General features: G+C 51.1%; 15 protein-coding genes. 5 read left to right on the top strand and 10 right to left on the bottom strand.

The window, feature by feature from the left end:
• The 6 genes from F7B33_RS04580 to F7B33_RS04555 form a co-directional block, all read right to left on the bottom strand.
• Nucleotides 1–755, bottom strand: a 755-nt coding sequence (locus tag F7B33_RS04580) for a hypothetical protein (protein WP_297073386.1), incomplete at its 3' end; no start/stop codon positions are given.
• Between the two features lie 47 nt (nt 756–802).
• A complete protein-coding gene (locus F7B33_RS04575) occupies nt 803–1,930 on the bottom strand; it encodes an ATP-NAD kinase family protein (protein ID WP_297073384.1) in 1,128 nt (375 codons plus the stop codon).
• Between the two features lie 4 nt (nt 1,931–1,934).
• A complete protein-coding gene (locus F7B33_RS04570; protein ID WP_297062813.1) occupies nt 1,935–3,371 on the bottom strand; it encodes a potassium channel family protein in 1,437 nt (478 codons plus the stop codon).
• 25 nt (nt 3,372–3,396) lie between these two features.
• Nucleotides 3,397–4,341 (bottom strand): radical SAM protein, encoded by a 945-nt coding sequence (locus F7B33_RS04565; protein WP_297073382.1) that lies wholly within the window; start codon nt 4,339–4,341, stop codon nt 3,397–3,399.
• A 39-nt stretch (nt 4,342–4,380) separates the two neighbouring features.
• Nucleotides 4,381–4,605 (bottom strand): DUF4405 domain-containing protein, encoded by a 225-nt coding sequence (locus tag F7B33_RS04560; RefSeq protein WP_297073380.1) that lies wholly within the window; start codon nt 4,603–4,605, stop codon nt 4,381–4,383.
• Between the two features lie 146 nt (nt 4,606–4,751).
• A complete protein-coding gene (locus F7B33_RS04555) occupies nt 4,752–5,420 on the bottom strand; it encodes a hypothetical protein (RefSeq protein ID WP_297073378.1) in 669 nt (222 codons plus the stop codon).
• A gap of 131 nt (nt 5,421–5,551) precedes the next feature.
• Between F7B33_RS04555 and F7B33_RS04550 the strand changes: the two genes are divergently transcribed.
• On the top strand, nt 5,552–6,796 hold the full coding sequence (locus tag F7B33_RS04550; protein ID WP_297073376.1) for an MFS transporter: 1,245 nt from the start codon (nt 5,552–5,554) through the stop codon (nt 6,794–6,796).
• Between the two features lie 5 nt (nt 6,797–6,801).
• On the opposite strand, the gene cdr is transcribed toward F7B33_RS04550, so the two are convergent.
• Genes cdr through F7B33_RS04530 form a run of 4 tightly spaced genes read right to left on the bottom strand, consistent with a single transcriptional unit; the run spans nt 6,802 to nt 14,258 of the window.
• Entirely contained in the window at nt 6,802–8,130 is a 1,329-nt protein-coding gene (cdr, locus tag F7B33_RS04545) for a CoA-disulfide reductase (protein WP_297062853.1), read from the bottom strand.
• A 51-nt stretch (nt 8,131–8,181) separates the two neighbouring features.
• Nucleotides 8,182–9,345 carry a 60S ribosomal export protein NMD3 gene (locus F7B33_RS04540; RefSeq protein WP_297062823.1) on the bottom strand — a complete coding sequence of 388 codons (1,164 nt, stop codon included), beginning with the start codon at nt 9,343–9,345 and terminating at the stop codon, nt 8,182–8,184.
• Between the two features lie 41 nt (nt 9,346–9,386).
• Entirely contained in the window at nt 9,387–9,686 is a 300-nt protein-coding gene (locus F7B33_RS04535; RefSeq protein ID WP_297073374.1) for a DUF424 domain-containing protein, read from the bottom strand.
• A gap of 42 nt (nt 9,687–9,728) precedes the next feature.
• Nucleotides 9,729–14,258, bottom strand: coding sequence for a S8 family serine peptidase (locus F7B33_RS04530; protein WP_297073372.1), 4,530 nt, complete (start codon nt 14,256–14,258; stop codon nt 9,729–9,731).
• Between the two features lie 229 nt (nt 14,259–14,487).
• Between F7B33_RS04530 and F7B33_RS04525 the strand changes: the two genes are divergently transcribed.
• From F7B33_RS04525 to F7B33_RS04510, 4 genes are all read left to right on the top strand, one after another.
• The gene (locus F7B33_RS04525) at nt 14,488–15,162 is read left to right on the top strand and encodes a hypothetical protein (protein ID WP_297073370.1); all 675 of its coding nucleotides are present in this window, start codon (nt 14,488–14,490) and stop codon (nt 15,160–15,162) included.
• Nucleotides 15,159–16,151: a hypothetical protein gene (locus F7B33_RS04520; protein ID WP_297073367.1), complete on the top strand. Its 993-nt coding sequence runs from the start codon at nt 15,159–15,161 to the stop codon at nt 16,149–16,151. Before F7B33_RS04525 ends, F7B33_RS04520 begins: the two co-directional genes overlap by 4 nt.
• Entirely contained in the window at nt 16,138–17,199 is a 1,062-nt protein-coding gene (locus F7B33_RS04515) for a hypothetical protein (RefSeq protein ID WP_297062830.1), read from the top strand. The genes F7B33_RS04520 and F7B33_RS04515 overlap by 14 nt, the downstream gene beginning before the upstream one ends.
• A partial coding sequence (locus F7B33_RS04510; RefSeq protein WP_297073365.1) for a glycosyltransferase family 39 protein occupies nt 17,181–18,268 on the top strand: 1,088 nt, incomplete at its 3' end. The genes F7B33_RS04515 and F7B33_RS04510, both read left to right, overlap by 19 nt.

Genomic DNA, 18,268 nt, shown 5'->3' with positions numbered 1-18,268 from the left:
GGGTCATGATAAAGGAGGAGAGTCGGACCAGCTATGTTTAGAAGGGAATCCAAAGAGTACTGGCTGGCAATGGCAGTAACTCTGTGTTTCAGAGGCCTAGTGAGCAACGGCAGAGCCGCGCTTCCAGCAGTTGTATAACCAAGGACAGCACCGTCAACGAGGCCTATAGCAGTGTTCCTCTTTTTCTCAAATACCGCCGCAAGGATGAGGAACGCCATGCCAACCAGGGTTATACTGTGCGTTTCTCCCATGTCCACCAGGATACTGCCTTCAAGCTTCGTAGGTTCACCTGTGTAAAACGCCTCATCAAGGGGAGTATAGCTCTCTAGGATAACCTCGGAGTATTTTTCGTTTCTCTTAACAGCCTCAGGAACGCTTGAAACTTTTCCCAGAAGAACGTCAACATAGAGCCTGTCAGTTAAAGACCTATCGAGGCCGTAGAGGGTCTGAACAATCGTGACTGCCGTGTAAGGGTCGAAATAACCGGCCTTGTAGAGATTTATCGGGTCAAGGCCCATGTTTCCACCATCGCGGATTTTGAGTATTTCATCAAACTTGCCCTTGAAATCCCCGGTTGTGTCAAAAACCACAGTGGAGTAACCTATCTCTCTGTACTGACGCATGAGATACGAAAGAAAGCGCACTGGATAGTCGTCCATTCCAAAAATCTTTAGCGTTCTGCCGTTGTAGACAGGGTCGTAGAATATTGGCTCCTCTCCCTCAAGAACTTTAACCGCTATCCTGCTGTGTCTCATGAAAACCACCAAAGAAATTAGGGTGGAGTGGTATAAACGGCTTCCGCTCAGATTACCTTCACCAGTTTCTCCATCCACGGGCTTACACGAACCCTTATGTACCCCCTTAGCTTCTCATCAACTTCTTTATCGCCGGTGTAGACCCTTACTGGCCCTTTAATCTTATCAGGGGTTGCTACGACTAGGATGTTCTCCTTGGGAATTCTCCTGAGAACATCAGCCGAAAACTGCTGATTGCCCCTACCGAAGAGGAAGTTCAAACCCCCCACAACTGTCACGACCACTCTAGGGTTCTTATCTATGAACTTCAGCAAATCCCGCTCGGTTGCGTCCTTCACGAGGAGCTTTACCGCTCCGTCTTGCACTTCCACGATATCAACTCCGAGGAGCGTTCCGTCTATGCCGAGCCTCTCTTTAATCCTCCTGAGTGTTGAACCAGAGCCGAGGAAGTAGACTCCATCGCTCTCAAGAATTTCCTCGGCAATCGCCTCGACCAAAGCCTCAAGTTCCCCGGCCTCGTCAATTTTGACTGCCTCCTTATTACCCTGAACGAGGCCCTCAACGACCGGAACGAGTGCCCTCCCGTAGGTTCTGGCCCTCACCTCGTCCCGCCTGAAGGATTCCTCGTCTATGTCCCTTACCTCCCGCTCCTCAATCTTGACCTCACCGCGGAGGAACTTAGCGAGAACCTCTGCAGCCTTTTCAGGGGATACGGCAAAGACCCCGGAGTACATCTTAACTCCCGTCGGGATTCCAAGTATTGGGACTTTTCTATCAACGATTTCCAGCAAATCCCTGGCCGTCCCGTCCCCACCGGCGAAGACTATGAGTTCAACCTTTCCAAGCATCTCACGGGCGAGTCTTTTCGTGTGTTCTGCCGTTGTGTCAGGGATTTTAACGCCCTCAACATTGCGGTAGCAAACCTCCAAGGGAATTACTTCGGAGTTAAAGCCGAACTCCCTCAGGTAGTCCTCCCCGAGGGGGCCCGGCCCTGTAAGGAATGTTATTGATTTGACCTCCTCGTAGTGGGAAAGTTCCCTTAGGAACAGCCTGACCAGCTCGGGTGAAACGGGTCTGGCTCCCCTCCTGATGGCCTCATCAACGACACCGTCTGTGCCCTTGAGGGCAACTCTACCGCCCATGCCGGCTAGGGGGTTGACTATAAGGCCAATCATAACCTCACCTCATGTACTTCCGCGCGAAGACGGTAAGGAAGACTGCCCACATGAACATTCCGAAGAGGGCTTCGATTGAGGCTATAACCCTGCCGACGCCTATCGGGTGGTAGTCGCCGTAACCGAGGGTTGTTGCAGTAACTATGCTGAAGTACTCATAGTCGAGGAACGTTAGATGGTTGGAGAGGCCCTGAACGCTTTGAGTCATGAAAAACATAACTGGGAAAATTACGTTAACGGCAAAGAGCCAGATTAGGATGGGTCTTTTCCAGTCCGTTCCATATTTGCAGGTCAGGTCAGCAAACAACCACTCAAAGGCGACCTCAAAGCTGTTTAAAAGCTTCTTAATCCCCCTATGTCTAGCCCTGAGCCTCGCCTTCCGCCTTGCGACCATCTCAAGGTAGTAATAGCCGTCGGCTCTTTCAAAATCCCCGCTACGCTCCCAGCTCGTTCTGGCAAGGCGGTAGAAGACTTCCTCAGCGTAGGGGTTGTTGAAGCGGCAGTCCTCGATTATCATGAACCCCTCGACGGTCATCTCCAGGGGAAGGCTTGGAAGAACCGTCATTGTCCATGTGGAGTTAACGACTATCTGAGACTTCCTCATAATCAAGTTGCTGTGAATCAGAACGTGGACGAACTCTGGGTTCCTCAGGTGACTCCATTTAATCTCCACGTGGCCGAAGACGTCGAGGTTTTCAAGGACGAGATTCCCCGAAAAACCCGCTATTGACAGCCTTACCTGTCTCTTGAACCTTGGAGCTGTGTCGAAGGAAACGTCGCGAATTACGAGTGAGCGGACCTTTACAGTCCTTCTACCTGCCTCTGAGACATTAACTCCATGCTCCTCAAGTATCTTCCTCAAAAGAGGATAGCGGGCGTTGATTCCAATCCTCCTTATGTCCCTGAGGTTGAAGAGCTCGATTAGACCCTTAGCGCTCTTTCCACCATAGGTTTCCTCTTCCTTCTCACCAACGTACTGAGTTGAGTTTATCATAAGGTATTTCACGCTCGAGTCCCTAATCGAGACGTTGCTTGAGAAATCAACGCGCAGAATGTTGAGGCCAAAGACGGTTGAGCCCTTAACGAGGAGAACCTCAACCGTTGACTGAAACAGGATGAGCCTATCTACACTCGAGTTGAGGAGTATGAGCCCCTTGAAGTTAGAATCCTCTATCACAAGGCTTTTAATCTGGGAATTCTTGAAGACGAGAATCCTCTCACTTCTGTAATCTTTAACCGCCACGTCATAGAGGTAAACGCCCTCAAAGTAACTTTGACCAATCTTTAACCGACGCTGAAATGTCTCCGCTTTAAGCTCCTTGATTTTATCCCCGAGTAAGGCCTCACCCTCATCGTAGGGAATATGAAGGGGACAGTACTTGGAGCCCTCAACGGGCTTAAGCCGACACTTTTTGCCATTTTCATAGGTGTACTCGCACATCGTTTTTCACTTGAGAAAAAACCTATTAAGATTTTCTGCTTTTTAATGCCCTCATGTAAAACGTCCCTCCGCGGTAGTTGAGGCGTATGAGTTTGCCTTCCCTCAAAAGCCCCTCAACAACACTCCAGTCGGCGTTGTTCTTCCTGAGGAGCTCCTTCAAAGCTTCCTCGCGCATGGGGTGAACTGCAGTAATCGACAGTATGTCCTCCACCACGTTCCCCGTCGAAGCGAAGGCATTGCCTTCGTAGCCAATGAGATACTCGACCCTTTCGCCAAGGCGCTCGCTGAAGAGCTGATATGCAAGGTTTATAATCTCTTCGTCGGCGGGTTCTACCCACTTTTCAGCCGGAGGCCTCGTCGGAATCGCTATGTAGGCCCTGTCCGGTTTAAGCTCCGCCAGAAAGTCCGCTATCCTCTCGAGCTCGTCGCCATAATTAACGTTGATTAGCATGGTCTCAGTGACAACCGTTCCATTGAAGTCGTCCCTGAATGCAAGCATCCCGTCGAGGATTCTCTCGAGGTTCAGGCTCTTGTGGGGCCGGTCAATCCTCCTCCACAGGGACTCGCTGACCGCGTCGAGCTTGAGGGAGACGAAGTCGAACGCCAAAAGGTCGTTTCTAACGTCCTCGCGCCATATGAGGGACGAGTTCGTGAGTATCGCGAGGGGAATCTCCAGCTCGCGCAGGAGCTCGACCTCGAGGCCGAGGTTGACGTCGAGGGTGGGCTCGCCGTCCGGGACGAAGGTGATGTAGTCAATCTCCTCGCCCCTCGCTTTCGTTTCCCCAACTTTCTTGGAGACCTCCTCGAATATGAACTCGGGCTCGTAAAAAGGTCTTCTTTCAATTTCCATACTCAGGGTTCTGCCAATCTGACAGTAAACGCAGGCGTAACTGCAGACCTTGTCGGGAATGTTGTTGACCCCAAGGCTTTTGCCTAGCCTCCTCGATGGAACCGGTCCAAAGGCGAGCATAGCATCACCGGAATTAGGTTGACCTAAAGGCGTATAAGCTTAGCGGGCGAGGTTCCTGAAGTAGGTCTTCAGGGCGCTCCAGTTGAGGGCCACGTGGACTATCGAGAGGCCGAAGAAGGCGAAGCCAAGGTAGATGTGGAGAGTATCTGCTGTGGAGACGGGCAGTGGGTAACCGAGCTTTGACGTTAGAGGACCTGTGAGGAGTATCGTGCCTGTTATCCCTGTGATGAGCCAGAGGAAAAAGAGGAGCAGTGAAACGCACATTCTCAGGTTGCACCTCATTAATCATCCCTTCCTGTAGGTTTTTCCGTTGATGACTATAACATCGGCCCTCAGTGAACCGTCTTCCTCGCTGGCGAGGATGGTAACCCTCTCGCCGGGCTTCAAGAGGACCAGCATATCGCGCCAGGTTAAGCTCTCGTTGTTCGGCCCGTCCAGCGGCCCCTAATCTCAATCGTGTAGTTCTCAACCACAACCGCCCTCAAGGCTAGGTTAACCGCCTTTACAGTCCCGGTCACGTTAAGGGAGGTCGTGTTGAGAACTTCCTCGGGAGATGAAGCACTTTGATTAAGCACATTCTCGTTTGGGGTTCCTATATAGAACTTAATCGTGACTCTCTCCTCGGTTCCATAGGGACATCCTGAGCCGTAGTGGTATACTATGTCGAGGCTACCGTTGCCGAGGACTTTGACTGTGTACCATTTGAAAGCGGTATAGGAGTCTTTCAGTTCGGTTTTTGTTTCGTTTACGACTTCAACGTTTTTCGGATTTTCCACTGTTATCCTCCAGTCGGAATATGGACACGGCTGGGCGTGCTTGAACTTAACAGTAACGTTGACGGTAACGAGTGCCCCGGGCTTTTCAACATAGGCCTGAGCTGGAACAACGTAGAGCACGTCGTCTCCCTCGTGAGACATCGCAAAGCCAACGTAGTAGACACCGTTAGTGGGGTTTGAGGTAGTGGTAGAGGGCAATTCCACGGATTGAGAGCCAACGTGGTTCTCCGCGTAGCTGACCGCGAACGGTAACGCCACGAAGATTGCACATAGTATGAAGGCAATTACAATTTTTTGCTCCATGATTTGCTATTGCATATGTAACATTTTTTAAACCTTTTGATCTCAACGAACACATTAGTGCATCGAAATCCTTTTCACGCCACGAACCTTTTTAAACCACCCCGTCTTGCCGGCACCCCTAAGGTGATGTCATGAGCCAGAGGGTTGCCATTGCTGTGAGGAACGCATCGGTCTCAAACAGGTACAGCAGGATACCCGGGGTTCCGGAGTGGTTTTACTCCTTCGTTCCCTTCAAAATAGCTACCGGTGGTAGCTCCGCTCTGGTTAGCCTCTACCTCCTTGAGCTTGGGGGGAGTGCTTCAACTGTGGGCATGGCTTTTGCCCTCGCGAGTTTAGCTTCAATGCTCGGGGCACTCTTCTGGGGAAGGCTGAGCGACAGAACCCTGAGAAGGAAACCGTTCATACTGCTTGGCTTCGCAAGCGTCCCGCTGTTCCTTCCTCTTATGGTTCTCTCAAAAACCCCTGCCCAGCTCATCGCAGTAAACACCGCCTACGCCTTCTTTCTGGCGTCAACCCTGTCGGTACCGATAGCCCTGGTGCTAAGGAGCCTTAGAAAGCACCGCTGGGACTATGGTATAGGAAAGTTCAACGAGATAAGTGGCTGGGGATGGGCCTTCGGTCTGCTCATTGGGTTCGGACTTTCAAAATACCTCACTGTTCCCCAGCTTTTCATTGCCTTTGCCATAATGGGGGCTCCCTCGGTTGTGATGGCACAAAGAATGATAAGGGAAGTGCCGGTTTACATCAATAGAGGGGCTATAAGGGCTTTTGGAAACTACGTCGTCGAAAAGGCTCGCTACTTTCCAAGTTTCATGCTCCACACCAATTTCAGCCTTCCATCGAACCTTAGAGGATTCTACCTCGCCCTCCTGTTCTTCTGGATAGCGGCAGGACTCTACTTCCCCCAGATGCCGGTTCTTCTTACCGGTGAGGGGTACGGCAGGGAAGTGGTTTATCTGGCGCTGATTGCCAACTCCGCGGTTTCGGCCTTCAACTACACTCGCGTGGGAAACGCGATGGGCAACAAAGAGGCCATCCTTCGAAAGGGTCTTGTTCTAAGGGCTGGTGCCTTCGTTGCGGCAATGACCGCGGTTACCCTCCAGGAGGTGATGCTCCCCCTAGTGTTTGTTTCCTACATCCTAGCTGGTTATTCATGGACATTCATAGGGCTCTCTTCAACGTCAATCGTTGGGGAAAAAGCTGGTGAGAAAGAAAAGGGGAGCGCCATGGGGACTTACAACGTGGTGAGCTCCGCCGGATACATAGCCGGAAGCGCCATCGGAGGTCCCCTAGTATCAACAGTTGGGTTCTCAGCCACCTTTGGACTTGGTCTGGCGCTCATCTGGGGTAGCGTGGCACTTTTGAGAAGAAAGTAAAAGGGTTAGAACTTGAGGACCCTAGCGAGGACTATGAGCGGGTCCCAGACAGGAGCGAAGGGTGGTGCGTAAGCTAAGTCCGTGAAGAAGGCGTCCTTCGTTGTGAAACCAGCCGTTAGCATCGCCGCGGCGGTGTCTATCCTCGGAAGGATTTCGCCACCGACCGCTTGAACGCCGAGGAGCCTGTTGGTCTCGTTGTCAACAACGCCCTTCAGCCATATTGGTTTTGCACCGGGGTAATAGTGGGGCCTCGTGCTCGCTTTGATGAAGGCCGTCCTGACGTCATAGCCTTCCTTAATTGCCTCAGCCTCAGTCAGGCCAGTCTTACCTATTTCAACTTCGAAGAACTTTGTCACGCTCGTTCCAAGGACGCCGGGAAAGTGGAGCTCTTTGCCCGCTATGTTGCTTCCCGCAACGTAGCCCATCTTGTTTCCGGCCGGAGCGAGGGGAATCCAGACACGCCTCCCGGTTATGAGGTGCTTTGTCTCAGCAACGTCTCCCGCTGCATAAACGTTCTCCACGCTCGTTTCCATCCTCTCGTTCGTCCATATCGCCCCTGTCTCGCCTATCCTGACTCCAATCTGTTTGGCCAGTTCGACGTTGGGCTTGATTCCAGTGGCGAGAATTACGAGGTCGGCTTTGTACTCGCCTGCGTCAGTGATTACCTTCTCAACGCGTTCTTTTCCCTCGATGCGCATCAGGATTTCCTCGGTGCGGAGGTTTATTCTCTTCCTCATCTCTTCCTCCAACACGTCAGTGATTTCCTTGTCGAAGGCCCTCTTCATTACGCGCTCTCCACGCTCTATGAGCGTGACATTCTTCCCCTGAGCTGAGAAAGCCTCCGCCATCTCAACGCCTATGTAGCCGCCACCTATGATGACAACGTTCTCAACGGCGTTCTTCTCCATATATTCCTTTATGGCAACGGCATCTGGAGGAAGGTCCGCCTTAAAGACACCCGGGAGGTCTATTCCTTCAACTGCCGGAACCCTCGGGGAAGCTCCGTTTGCGAAAACCAGGTAGTCCCACTCGTAGGTGTGCTCGCCGTCTTCCTCCCTAACGCGAACGTTGCCCTGCTCAACTTCAATGACCTCTGCCTTGAGGTGCAGGTCTATACCGCGTTTCTTGATAAAGACCTCCGGCGGATAATGCATCAGCTTCTCGGTCGGGGAAATTCCCTCGACCACGTATGGAATACCACAGGGTGCATGGCTGACCCATTCGGTTGCCTCGAAAACCTTGACGTCCCACTCGGGCTTGAGCCTCTTGACCCGGGATGCGGTGCTCATTCCAGCGGCTCCGCCACCGATGATAACTACCCTCTTCATTCCCATCACCGAGAAGGGTTCAAAACCTTCGGTTAAAAAGTTTGGTGGGCAGAAGCGTCACTTCCTGCCCCTAAAGTACCTCCTCTTTCCGACGCGGACTATACTGTAAACCTCTCCCTCGCTAACCTCGAAGGGAGGTCTGTTGAGCTCGTATGTCTCGTAGTTACCCATGTCCATGAGCTGAACCTCACCGGGAGTTACGCTCGTTACCATCGCCTCGGTCTCCTCGTGCTCCACGGTATCAACCTGCTCTCTTTTGGCTGTCTTCCAGTCGAGGTGCTCGTTCTCCCAGTTCTCAAGGTTCCTAAGCGTTAATCCCTTCCCATCAACCCTCTCCACCTCGTAGACGTTCCCCTTCCTGTCGGAAACTATGTCTCCCTTTCTGAACTTCGGAATCCTCACACTCACACTCGTCCGGTAAACTTCCCTGCTCGTCTGCCTGTCCATGCCCACGAGCTCGTAGGCCTCGCTTATCGTCCCACCAAAGCGCTCCTTTATGGCCTGGGCTATCTTCCTGGCGCTTGAGGTAGAACCCATGTAGAAGTCAAGGCCCTCCTCCTTCTCTATTGTGTCCTGGATGAAGCCCATCCTGTCCTTCTGCATTATCTCGTCAACCTTCTCCTCCACGAGCTTTCCTATCGCCTTCCTCTCCTCATCGCTCAGGGGCCTGCCCTCAGCCCTAACTTGAAGAATCGCCTCAAAGTAGCCACCGAGGAACTTTTGACAGCGTGGACAGACCGTCTGGCGGACGTAGACGGTAACGGTTTTCTTTTCATCGTGGAGTTCCCTCTGGAGCTCGTGAGTCCTTGCCTTGACCCGGACTTTATAGACGATTATCGCAGGGAAGTGCTCGATGTGGAAGTCAACCGGCTCAAAGGAAACAACTGCCCTGCCGACTGGAAGGTCGTCTATTTCCTCAAGCTCATCAGAGGGTAGAACCTCGTACTCCCGTATTTCGTCGCTGAAGGAATCCTCAAGCTCTTCCAGCAGGGCGTTCTCTGCTACCTCGAAGATGAGCTCCTCGAGTTCGTAGCTCTTGGGGTCAACCCAGATGCCCCTCTTCTTGTAGCTTCCACAGTTTTGACAGAGCTCGGTGTTAATTTCGTCGCCAATCAGCAGGACGGGATTTTCCTTGCGGTAGCAGACCTGACAGAGTCCTCCGATGAGAGGACCTCCCTCACTCTCGCTTATTCCACATCTGTAACAGAACCTCTCGCTCATGCTCCCACCAGAGAAAGAACCCAAAGAGAGCTTAAAAATCTTCAGAAGAACATCTTCGCCATCTGGGCGTGGGGAACGCCCTCAATCCTAAGAACCCTCTCAGGATTCACATAGCCAAGCTCGATGGCCTTTGAAACGCACCTTTCACCTGTTAGGTTGGCTATCGTCGCTTCCTCCAGAAGTTCTTCGAGCTTTTCCTCCTCAACGAGTTCGCCCTTATAAAAGCGCTCCTTTACCTCAAGCTTCAGCTCACCCTCGCGGAAGGTCTTTCCGAGCAGTTCTTCATCACACGCCGCGAGAAGAACCTCCCCCTGAACGCGATAGACCTTGACGTATATCATTTCACCACCGGGAGAAAAGGAAGAAAAAGGAGTTAAAAGGGTTTAGCTACCCTGCTCTTCTAGGGCCTCCTGGAGTATCCTGATAGCCTTCTTAAGGTCGGCGTAGGACTTTCTGAGGTGTATGAAGAGCCTGAAGTCACCCAAGTTCTTGATTATTGAACCCCCTACGAGGTCCTTGGCCGTTGCGTACTCCGCCATGGACTGGTTGTAGTATTCCATTGCCTGCTGGAGTATCGTTTCGTTCACACCGGCTTCAAGGGCTTTGTTGTAGAGCTCGTGGAATGTGGCGTTCTGGGTCTGGATGTAGTGGTAGTACAGGTAGTTCAGAGGCACAAATGAGAGTATGGTTAGTGACGGGGATGTCTCTAGGTACTTAACGGTAAATGTCGCTGGGGAGTCAAATTTCACAGTGACAACGGCATAGACGGCGTTCTTGCCCCTGATTACGTGCCACGCAACCACGTGGTCTCCTGTGACCTGGACATTGTAGGCATCCTCTGGGAGAATCACAGTTATAGTGGCGTTGGTTCCGGAGGGTCCGTCCGCAGTTACAATAACCTGTCCCGGAAGCTTTGTTATATTGACTATTGTAGCCTGTCCAAGGTTGAGCATTGCCGTTGAGTTGGTGTAGGAGTAGAGTGGCTTGCTCACAGGCTCTGAGACCTTGAGCACGAAGGTTGTTCCATAGTCCTGGTAGTTGGGTGAGACAACCTTCACATTGAGGTACATCTCTGAAGATACAGGTATGAGTGTAAAGTCCACGACACCGTTAACTGCCATATACTCCCTGCCGTTTATGTAAACTGTCGCTGTTCCGTTTATTGGCCTGAGGGTCTTTGCATCGAAGAGTACGAGCTTGAGGTTCGATGGGATTCCAAGTTTGGCTCCACCGTAAAGGACTCCGAACATCTTCGGCATTCCTACCTGGAAGAACACAGGTGCGTAGGTCACTGGCACACCGGTCTTGCTGTCAAGGAGTCCAATGACACCAAGGTAGGTATCGTATCCACTGAGGTCAACGCTGTATTCAACCTTAGCCTTTGTGCCTTCCTCGAATGTGAAGGGACCGGTAACTGCACTCATCTGTCCCTTGTCCTTGAGCACCTGCCTGTAATAGAGGTACTGGATTTCTCCTCCCGGAACGTCGTAGCCGTTGACAACCGCTACGTAATAGCCGTAGTCCGGCATGAACATGTCAAAGCTCTCGTCGGCAGTTGGTCCGACCTGGTCGAGGTAAACTTTGACGCCGGGTAATAGTCCGTAGTAGCCATAGAGTATCACCAGCAGAGCAAGACTTGAATTATTGAGGAGAGGCAAGTATTTTTCCATGATACTGGCATTTACGAAGTAGACAACGTACAGGTCAAGGTCTGCATTGGGTGCAAACGGTGACGTAATGCCCATCCTGAAGTAGTAGAGCTTCTGTCCGGGGGTTGCGTTGACTATGTCAACAACTTGCCACTCATCCTGGGTGATGTTGAGCAGATAGAACTCTGCAGTCTTAAGATTTCCAAGTCCATAAGCGAACGGTGTGACGTTGATTGTCTCATAGTAGTTGGAGTAGTCAATGGTGAACGTGTAGTTGCCCGGCTCCTCGTAATCGAAATAGTACCTCTTCTGGTTTGGAACAACACCGAGCACCTCGACTTTAATGTTGTAGTGGGATTCATTGTAACCCGTGAAGAGGGCCGAGAAGACACTGCTGTAAACCGTCAACTCCCATGTTCCTGGAGTCGGGTTTTTAATGACCCATGTATAGTTTCCAGGTCCTCCTGGACCGAGGTAGTAGAAGTTCAGACCGTACTTAGGACCAGTGCCTTCAACGATGTTTCCACGCGGGTCGACAATGTATGGCCTGGCCCTGCCCAGGTAGTTTCCATTCTCGTCCTTGGGGATACTCATCGTGACAACAAGCTCATGAGCTCCTTGTGGGACGTCTATGTAGTAGTGTTTGGCCTGACCTGGGTACTCCCAGTCACTGAGCTCTCCGGTGGGGCCCTTGTTTATCGGGACGGTAACTATTACCGGAACCACTCCATCAATGTAGCTGGTCGTCGGGTCGTCAATGTAAATGTACCCAACGTAGGTTCCCGGGAACTGGAGCTGGGAGTAGTCAATGGTGACGTAGAACATTCCCGTTGTCTTGTAGAAGTCCACATAATGGAACTGGCCCAGTGTGAAATTACCCTTAGTCACTATGGCATTTATTTTGCTTGTACTCACATGCAACCACGGGACACTGGTTGAAATCTTGTAGGTTCCGTTGACAAGTGTAAGTCCGTGGTCATACTCCATGCCGTAAACGTAAACTGGAACTGTAGCAGGCCTGTCATTTCTGAGGTAAATACCTTGGTACAGATACGGCAAACCGTAGTCAAGGAACCAGCCGTTGAAGAGAATGTTCGCTCTAAGTGGGAGCTCTTTCTCTCCAAGTGGGTTGGTGTATGGACCAAACGTTGTTCCAGCATAGATGTACGTGGTCTTCTCCTCGCTAAGGTTAACCATCTCTGCTATAGCTTTGTCAACCTGGAGCAGTCCTGCACCCTGGTCAATCGGCGTTGCACCCTCGACAGGCTTGGCCGAAAGCATTATGGCCCTCTTGATGAGGAACGGGTTGTAGTTTATGCCATGGGCCTTGGCATAGCTAATCATGAGGGCCACAGCACCGCTGACGTGTGGTGTTGCCATTGAAGTTCCGTCCCAGAAGTCGGAGGCCCATGTTCCGTAGTAACCGACACTCCATATGGGCAGGCTTGAGAATATGAACGTACCCGGTGCCATAACGTCTGGCTTAACAGCACCGTCAAGCCTTGGACCGCGGGATGAACTCATGGCAGGACCGTTTGCAACATCTGGGGCACCGTACCAGAATTCCCAAGATTCACCGCTCCAGTAGTTCCCGACGGTTATGACGAAGTCTGCATCACCTGGAGAACCAACGGTGTTAGTAGTGGGTCCGTCATTGCCAGCAGCTACAACAAAGACAACGCCAAACCAGTCAGTGAGGAGGTTGGCAAAGTAGTTCTCTGGGTCCTCAAGGCCATCGTTGTATCCTGTATAGAGGCCACCCAGGGACATACTTATCACGTCGGCTCCCATAAGAGTTGCATGTATCATTCCATAGATTATCCAAGAAGTTCTTCCAAATCCAAGGCTTGAGAGCGACTTAATTTCAATGAGCTGTGCTCCCGGAGCGACACCTTCAAGACCCTGGAAGTAAGTTCCCGGAGGACCATATCCCGCGGCGGTTCCTGAAACGTGAGTTCCGTGCTGGCCACCGTCCCATCCGAAAACCACACTGTCATCGCTGACACTTGTAAGAACTATGCTCATGTACGCTGTATCGTTGGAGATGTTTATCAGACTTGGAGAACCAAGTTCAAAGGTAACATAGGTCGTGTTTTTGACAACTCCAGGACCGAGAAGGATGTAGTCTCCGGTCTCATCGAAGAGGGTCATTGGGTAAGCCTCGCTAAGGTTAACGGTATACGTATAGTTAACACCTGTCGGAATCTGCATCATGGACGCAAGTAGTGTCTGGTTGATGGTTCCGTTTATGACTGCATGGAGGGTGTTGGCGTCTGTAACGTTGAGCTGAAGCGGAACGGGATAGAAGTAGGTTATGTTGTCTGGGGCAACGATTATCGCATAGAGCTCGTCGTAATTGTGGTCAAAGTTTATGTCGAAGTACCTCTCCGGGAGGAAGCCAACCTTGTAGGTTCCGTTCTCGACCGTAACGTTGCCAAAGTCTATTGTCAGGTTAAGCTGGGGTATTGTAGTGTACCTTGTTGTCCTATTGACGTAGAAGTAATACGGTCCCCAGTCAATTGTAACGTTGGTGAGGTTGAGAACCACAGTTCCGTTAACAACCCGACTCGAAGTGAAGTTATAGTCGAGTGAGACATTACCCTCTCCAGTGTCATCGCGCCAGGCTATTATCTTTCTCCTCCCATCGGGGGTAATCTGAAGGTAGGGCTGGGCAACGTCGGCACCAGTATCGATGATAGCGATGATAGCTCCTTTACCTGTTGTGTTGTACTCTTCCCTGGCCAGAGGAGCGTTGATGGCATACATGTCCCACATGAATGGGTCAAACCCACCAGTGGTGCTCTGGAGGACTTTAATTGGAGCCTTTGGAACCTGCTCCGGAAGCGTCGGCTTTGGAAGTTTTACTGTCTTGTCCTCCCAGACATATTTGACACCCTTCATATCTATGAGTGAGAGAAGCTTTGACACGGGAACTTCGGCAACGATGAAGTCGTACTTTGGCATGCTTATCGGCTCAACTTTTGCTCCAATGTCTTTCAACGCAGAAACGACCAGATTCCCCTGTCCGTTCTCTGATGCGATTATAACACGCACTGAAGTTTTCCCTTCCTCCCTGTACTTGTTGTAGAGTGTGTGGAGATACAGTTTTACAGCCTCTGGCATTCCTGACTGGGTGTTCACTGCTGTGGCGACCTTTTGGGTTGAAGTACTCTGGGCTGGCACCGCCATTGCAGGAAGGGCAAGCGGTACCAAGGAAGCCAACATTATGGCCGCCACGAGCAGGCTTAACACTTTTCTATTCACCGTCACTCACCCCATTTATTCAATTGAAACTAAAACGGTCATTGACCAATGGTTCCTTCTCAAGACTCCGATATAAATATTTCGACTAAGATGAGCTTGAAAACACCAAAAGGAACAACGTTGGGTATCAGAGTATTTTAATCGTGCCCCTTGATGTAACTACGGAAAAAATTTTAACCCAGGGAGTAATTAACACAGGGCAAACCAAATATAAAACCGGTGATTCAGTATGAAAATACGGACAGGACACATAGTTGCTGTTATAATCATCCTTGCCATTATTGGTCTAGGTTTAAATTCGTATGTTTCTCATTATCAGGGTGGAGAGATATACGAGGCTGCAAACCACGCCTATGGTCTTCTTGTAAGGGGATTCAACGTAACGATAATCGTCGAAACAGTTCATGGAGAAACCATCAAGGGAACCCTCCTGAGCGTCAGGGGGTCTACCCTCTCAGTAGTTGTGAACGGGACTACATACACCGTTGGCGGACCGGAAGCAACAAGGGAGGACATAAAGGCAAAACTAATCAGGGTGATTTACCATGGCAAAGTGTATCTCTACGAGGTTAACCCGATGGAGGGTAGAGGCTCTCAGGTCTTCTCAAAATTGCTTCCCAATCAATACTACTCAGTCCGCTATTCCGGAAAAATATACATCGAAGGAGGGATAACTCCTATAGAGATAGGCAAGTTGAAGTACCAGGCGGACTACAAAACCTACGGCTCAATAACCATAAACCATCTGGGCCCGAATGGGGCCATAATCACAGCCAACATGGTTCCAGTCCAGTATCTAATCGAATACCTTGGCAACTACACGGTGTACACCTACGGCCTCCTCTACGTTAACTCCAACGAAAGAAACCTCCCCCTGAAGCTCCTTGAGGTGAGAAGTCCATGAAGCTCCCGGCCCTCGTGCCGATTCTCTTCATGGCCTACGTCGCCATAGGCCTGGCCGAGCCAAAGACCCTCGCCGTTAGTCTGGCCTTTGCATTGGCAATAGTCCTTGGGATTAAACGGGGAGAGGAATTAGAATGGCACGACAGCGGCCTTAAAATCAGGGAGGAGTATATCGTCTACGCGTTCTGGTTAGCCCTTGGGATAATAGTACTCCAAATCCTAAGACTGGGAGGGATACCCCTCCTTCATCCGGCAATAAGAACGAGCCTCAGCCCAAGACTAACGGCACTAACGTATTTTCTTGGCGTCCCTTCGAGTGTCTATCTGTTTCTACGGGGGAAGAAATATTCCCTCCTATATCCTATCGCGGTTTCCCTCTATGCCTATAGAACCCCAGTCCTCGTTTCGGTTATAGCAATTGGCTCGGCCTACTACGAGATTTCAAGAAAAGAAGGAAAGTTTGACGTCAAAAAACTCGCCGGAATCCTTGGAGGGGGTATTGTCCTGTTCCTCTTGGTAACGTTTCTCCGTGGAAACGGCCTCTCAAGCCTCTGGGTCCGCTTTCAGAGCACTGTCTCTGCCCTTGATGTCATAATATGGCGGGGTGACTGGAGTGGAACGTACAAAGGCCACCTACAGTGGGCCGGAGTGGCCTCATACATATGGGGGGGCTACTCCCCCAGGGGCCTCATAGCGAAGTTCCTTTACGTCCACACCGGAGCAACTATAACTGCAACCCTCTTGGGCGGAATGTACCTCGACTTTGGGATATTCGCTATAGTGGAGGGCTTTCTCCTCGGGTTCTATTACGGGTTAATCTCAAAGGCAACTCATCCACTAACCCGAGCCCTCTACTACTCCACGCTGGCTTATGGAATAGTGGGTATTGAAACTGGAATACTCGACATGCCCGTTTACGCCCTGTTTCTCCTCGGCGCCTACGCAGTTTACAGCGGATGGAAGGTGATGAGGAAGCGTGAAGCCTGCTGAACTCTTTGAACTAACCGCCGTTGCATACCTACTGATGGCATGGCTGGGAAAGTTTATCTATTTCAACGGGCCCGAGACGGAACCGGCCATCTACGCTGTTCTTTTTCTGGTTATCCTTCTGGCCGGATTACAGAAAGGGACAAATTTGAATGGACGTTTATTCCTTTTCGCGTTTCTCCTAGTTATTCCCCTTGGCCCGGGCTATCTGGTGGGAGGGGCGTTGAGCTTTTTTATTCTCTATCTCCTAATGAGAGAAAACCTCATAAGAAGGGCTGTCTTGCCGGCTCTCTTAGTGGCCATTGGTCTAACGACGTTTGCTTGCCTTAGGTGGGGCCTTCCGATTCTAAAGCCGGAACTTAGATACACGGAGGCAAGCGTCCCCTTTCTAGTTGCAGGGGATATAATTATAGGGGCAATAGCCGTTCTTCCTGACGTTCGATTCCTCGTAATAGGAGAGATGATTGCAATCATAAGTGCGTCAAGAACCGTTGGCCTTGGCGTGGCCGTTGCGTATGTCCTCAGGATGGCTTACGAAGACAGACTAACGTTTGAAGAAATAAAAAGCCATAAAAAGGCCGTTTTGATTGGCATAGTTCTTCTACTGGGAGTTTTCCTAGCAAGGTACTACGTGACGGTAAGGGAGTACCCGGTGTGGAAGCTGGGCTTCATGGGGAGTCTCCTCTACAGGCCTGCCTCCTCCTACACTGTATACGAGAAACTTTTCCATCTGGGAATGCCCTTCGGAAGGGGAGAGCTTCTATTCAATCCAGACCCAACGGGCTACGTTGGTAGACTCTTTGGAAAACATATCGGTTACACATATACAATCTTCGGACAGCCGGCCTATGATTTTGGAATTTTTGGACTCCTTGAGGCCCTAATCCTAGGTTTAGCCCTTGGAAAGGCTTCCACAAATCCATTCACGGGGACTTTCGCGCTAACCGTTGTAACCCTTGCCCTCGACATTGGAATCGAGGGACAGTTTCTCGTTGCAATCCTCCTGATGGCCTACCTATCGGAGGTGACGACATGGACAGAGAAAACCTAACCCGGAAAGTCCTTCCGGGAATCGTTTCCATCTTCGCTCTAGGAATGGAGCTCATCACGTTTCCGCCCTGGGACACGCTGAGCTACGACGGGGCGCTTTATATTGACATCGCCAGAAATCTGGCCGTTAGTCCAGCGAACTTCACCTACCAAGGAGCCTACATGATGTACCGCCCACCACTCTACCCGTACACCCTCTCGTTGTTTTACCACTTCATCCACGAACCCCTGAGCCAGCTGACGGTTGCGAGGCTAGTTTCAGCCGTCTTTTTTGCCTTAACAGCGGTTTTAGTCTATCTCTTAGCTATGGAGCTCTTTGAGAGACCCGTCAAGGGAATCCTCGCCTCGGCCTTCTTCATCTTCAACGCCTTGGCATTCACCATGGGGACGAGGGAGCTGGTTCACAGCGAATTTACCTTCTTCTACGCCCTGGCCATCTACCTCCTCTACACCGGAAGGAAGAGAAAAAACCCCACGAGGGTTTATCTAGCCTTCCTCTCGGCCGGCCTCGCGATACTAACGCGCTACACAGGGCTCTCTATAATAGCGGTTTTCATCGCCTACCTCTGGTTCACAGAGTACTGGGAATGGGTCAAAAGGAAGGAATACTGGATTGGCTTCGCCCTGCTTCTCCTGACCCTGAGCCCATGGCTCTATTTGGGCCATCTACACTACGGCGGAGCCCTAAAACCCTTTGAAATAGCAAGCAGGGCCGTTACAGCCGACAGGCCGGTCTCGGTCTCAACCTTCATGGAGTGGCTCTTCAAGGACGTGGGCCACGTTCTTCCTGCCCTGATGGTTCTGGGACTTATAAAACAGAGGCAGGATGAGAGGGGCTGGCTTCTGATAAGCTGGTCCATCATAGGGTTCGCCATGATAATGACTGTGACCCACAAGGAGACGCGCTTCATAACGTTCCTTTCCCCGGTCATGGGAATACTGGCCGTTGAAGGAGTTTCTCTAATCGTCGACGGGATTGAGAAAGCCCTTGAACTCGCGGGAAGGCCAACAAAGCCGTGGAAGAAGGTCATCACAGTATGTCTCGCCCTTCTCCTGCTCATCCCGGTGGG

Source organism: Thermococcus sp., from assembly GCF_015523185.1.
Lineage (GTDB): Archaea > Methanobacteriota_B > Thermococci > Thermococcales > Thermococcaceae > Thermococcus.
The sequence above is the reverse complement of the archived record's forward strand: the minus strand, read 5'-3'. Positions and strand labels throughout refer to the sequence as shown.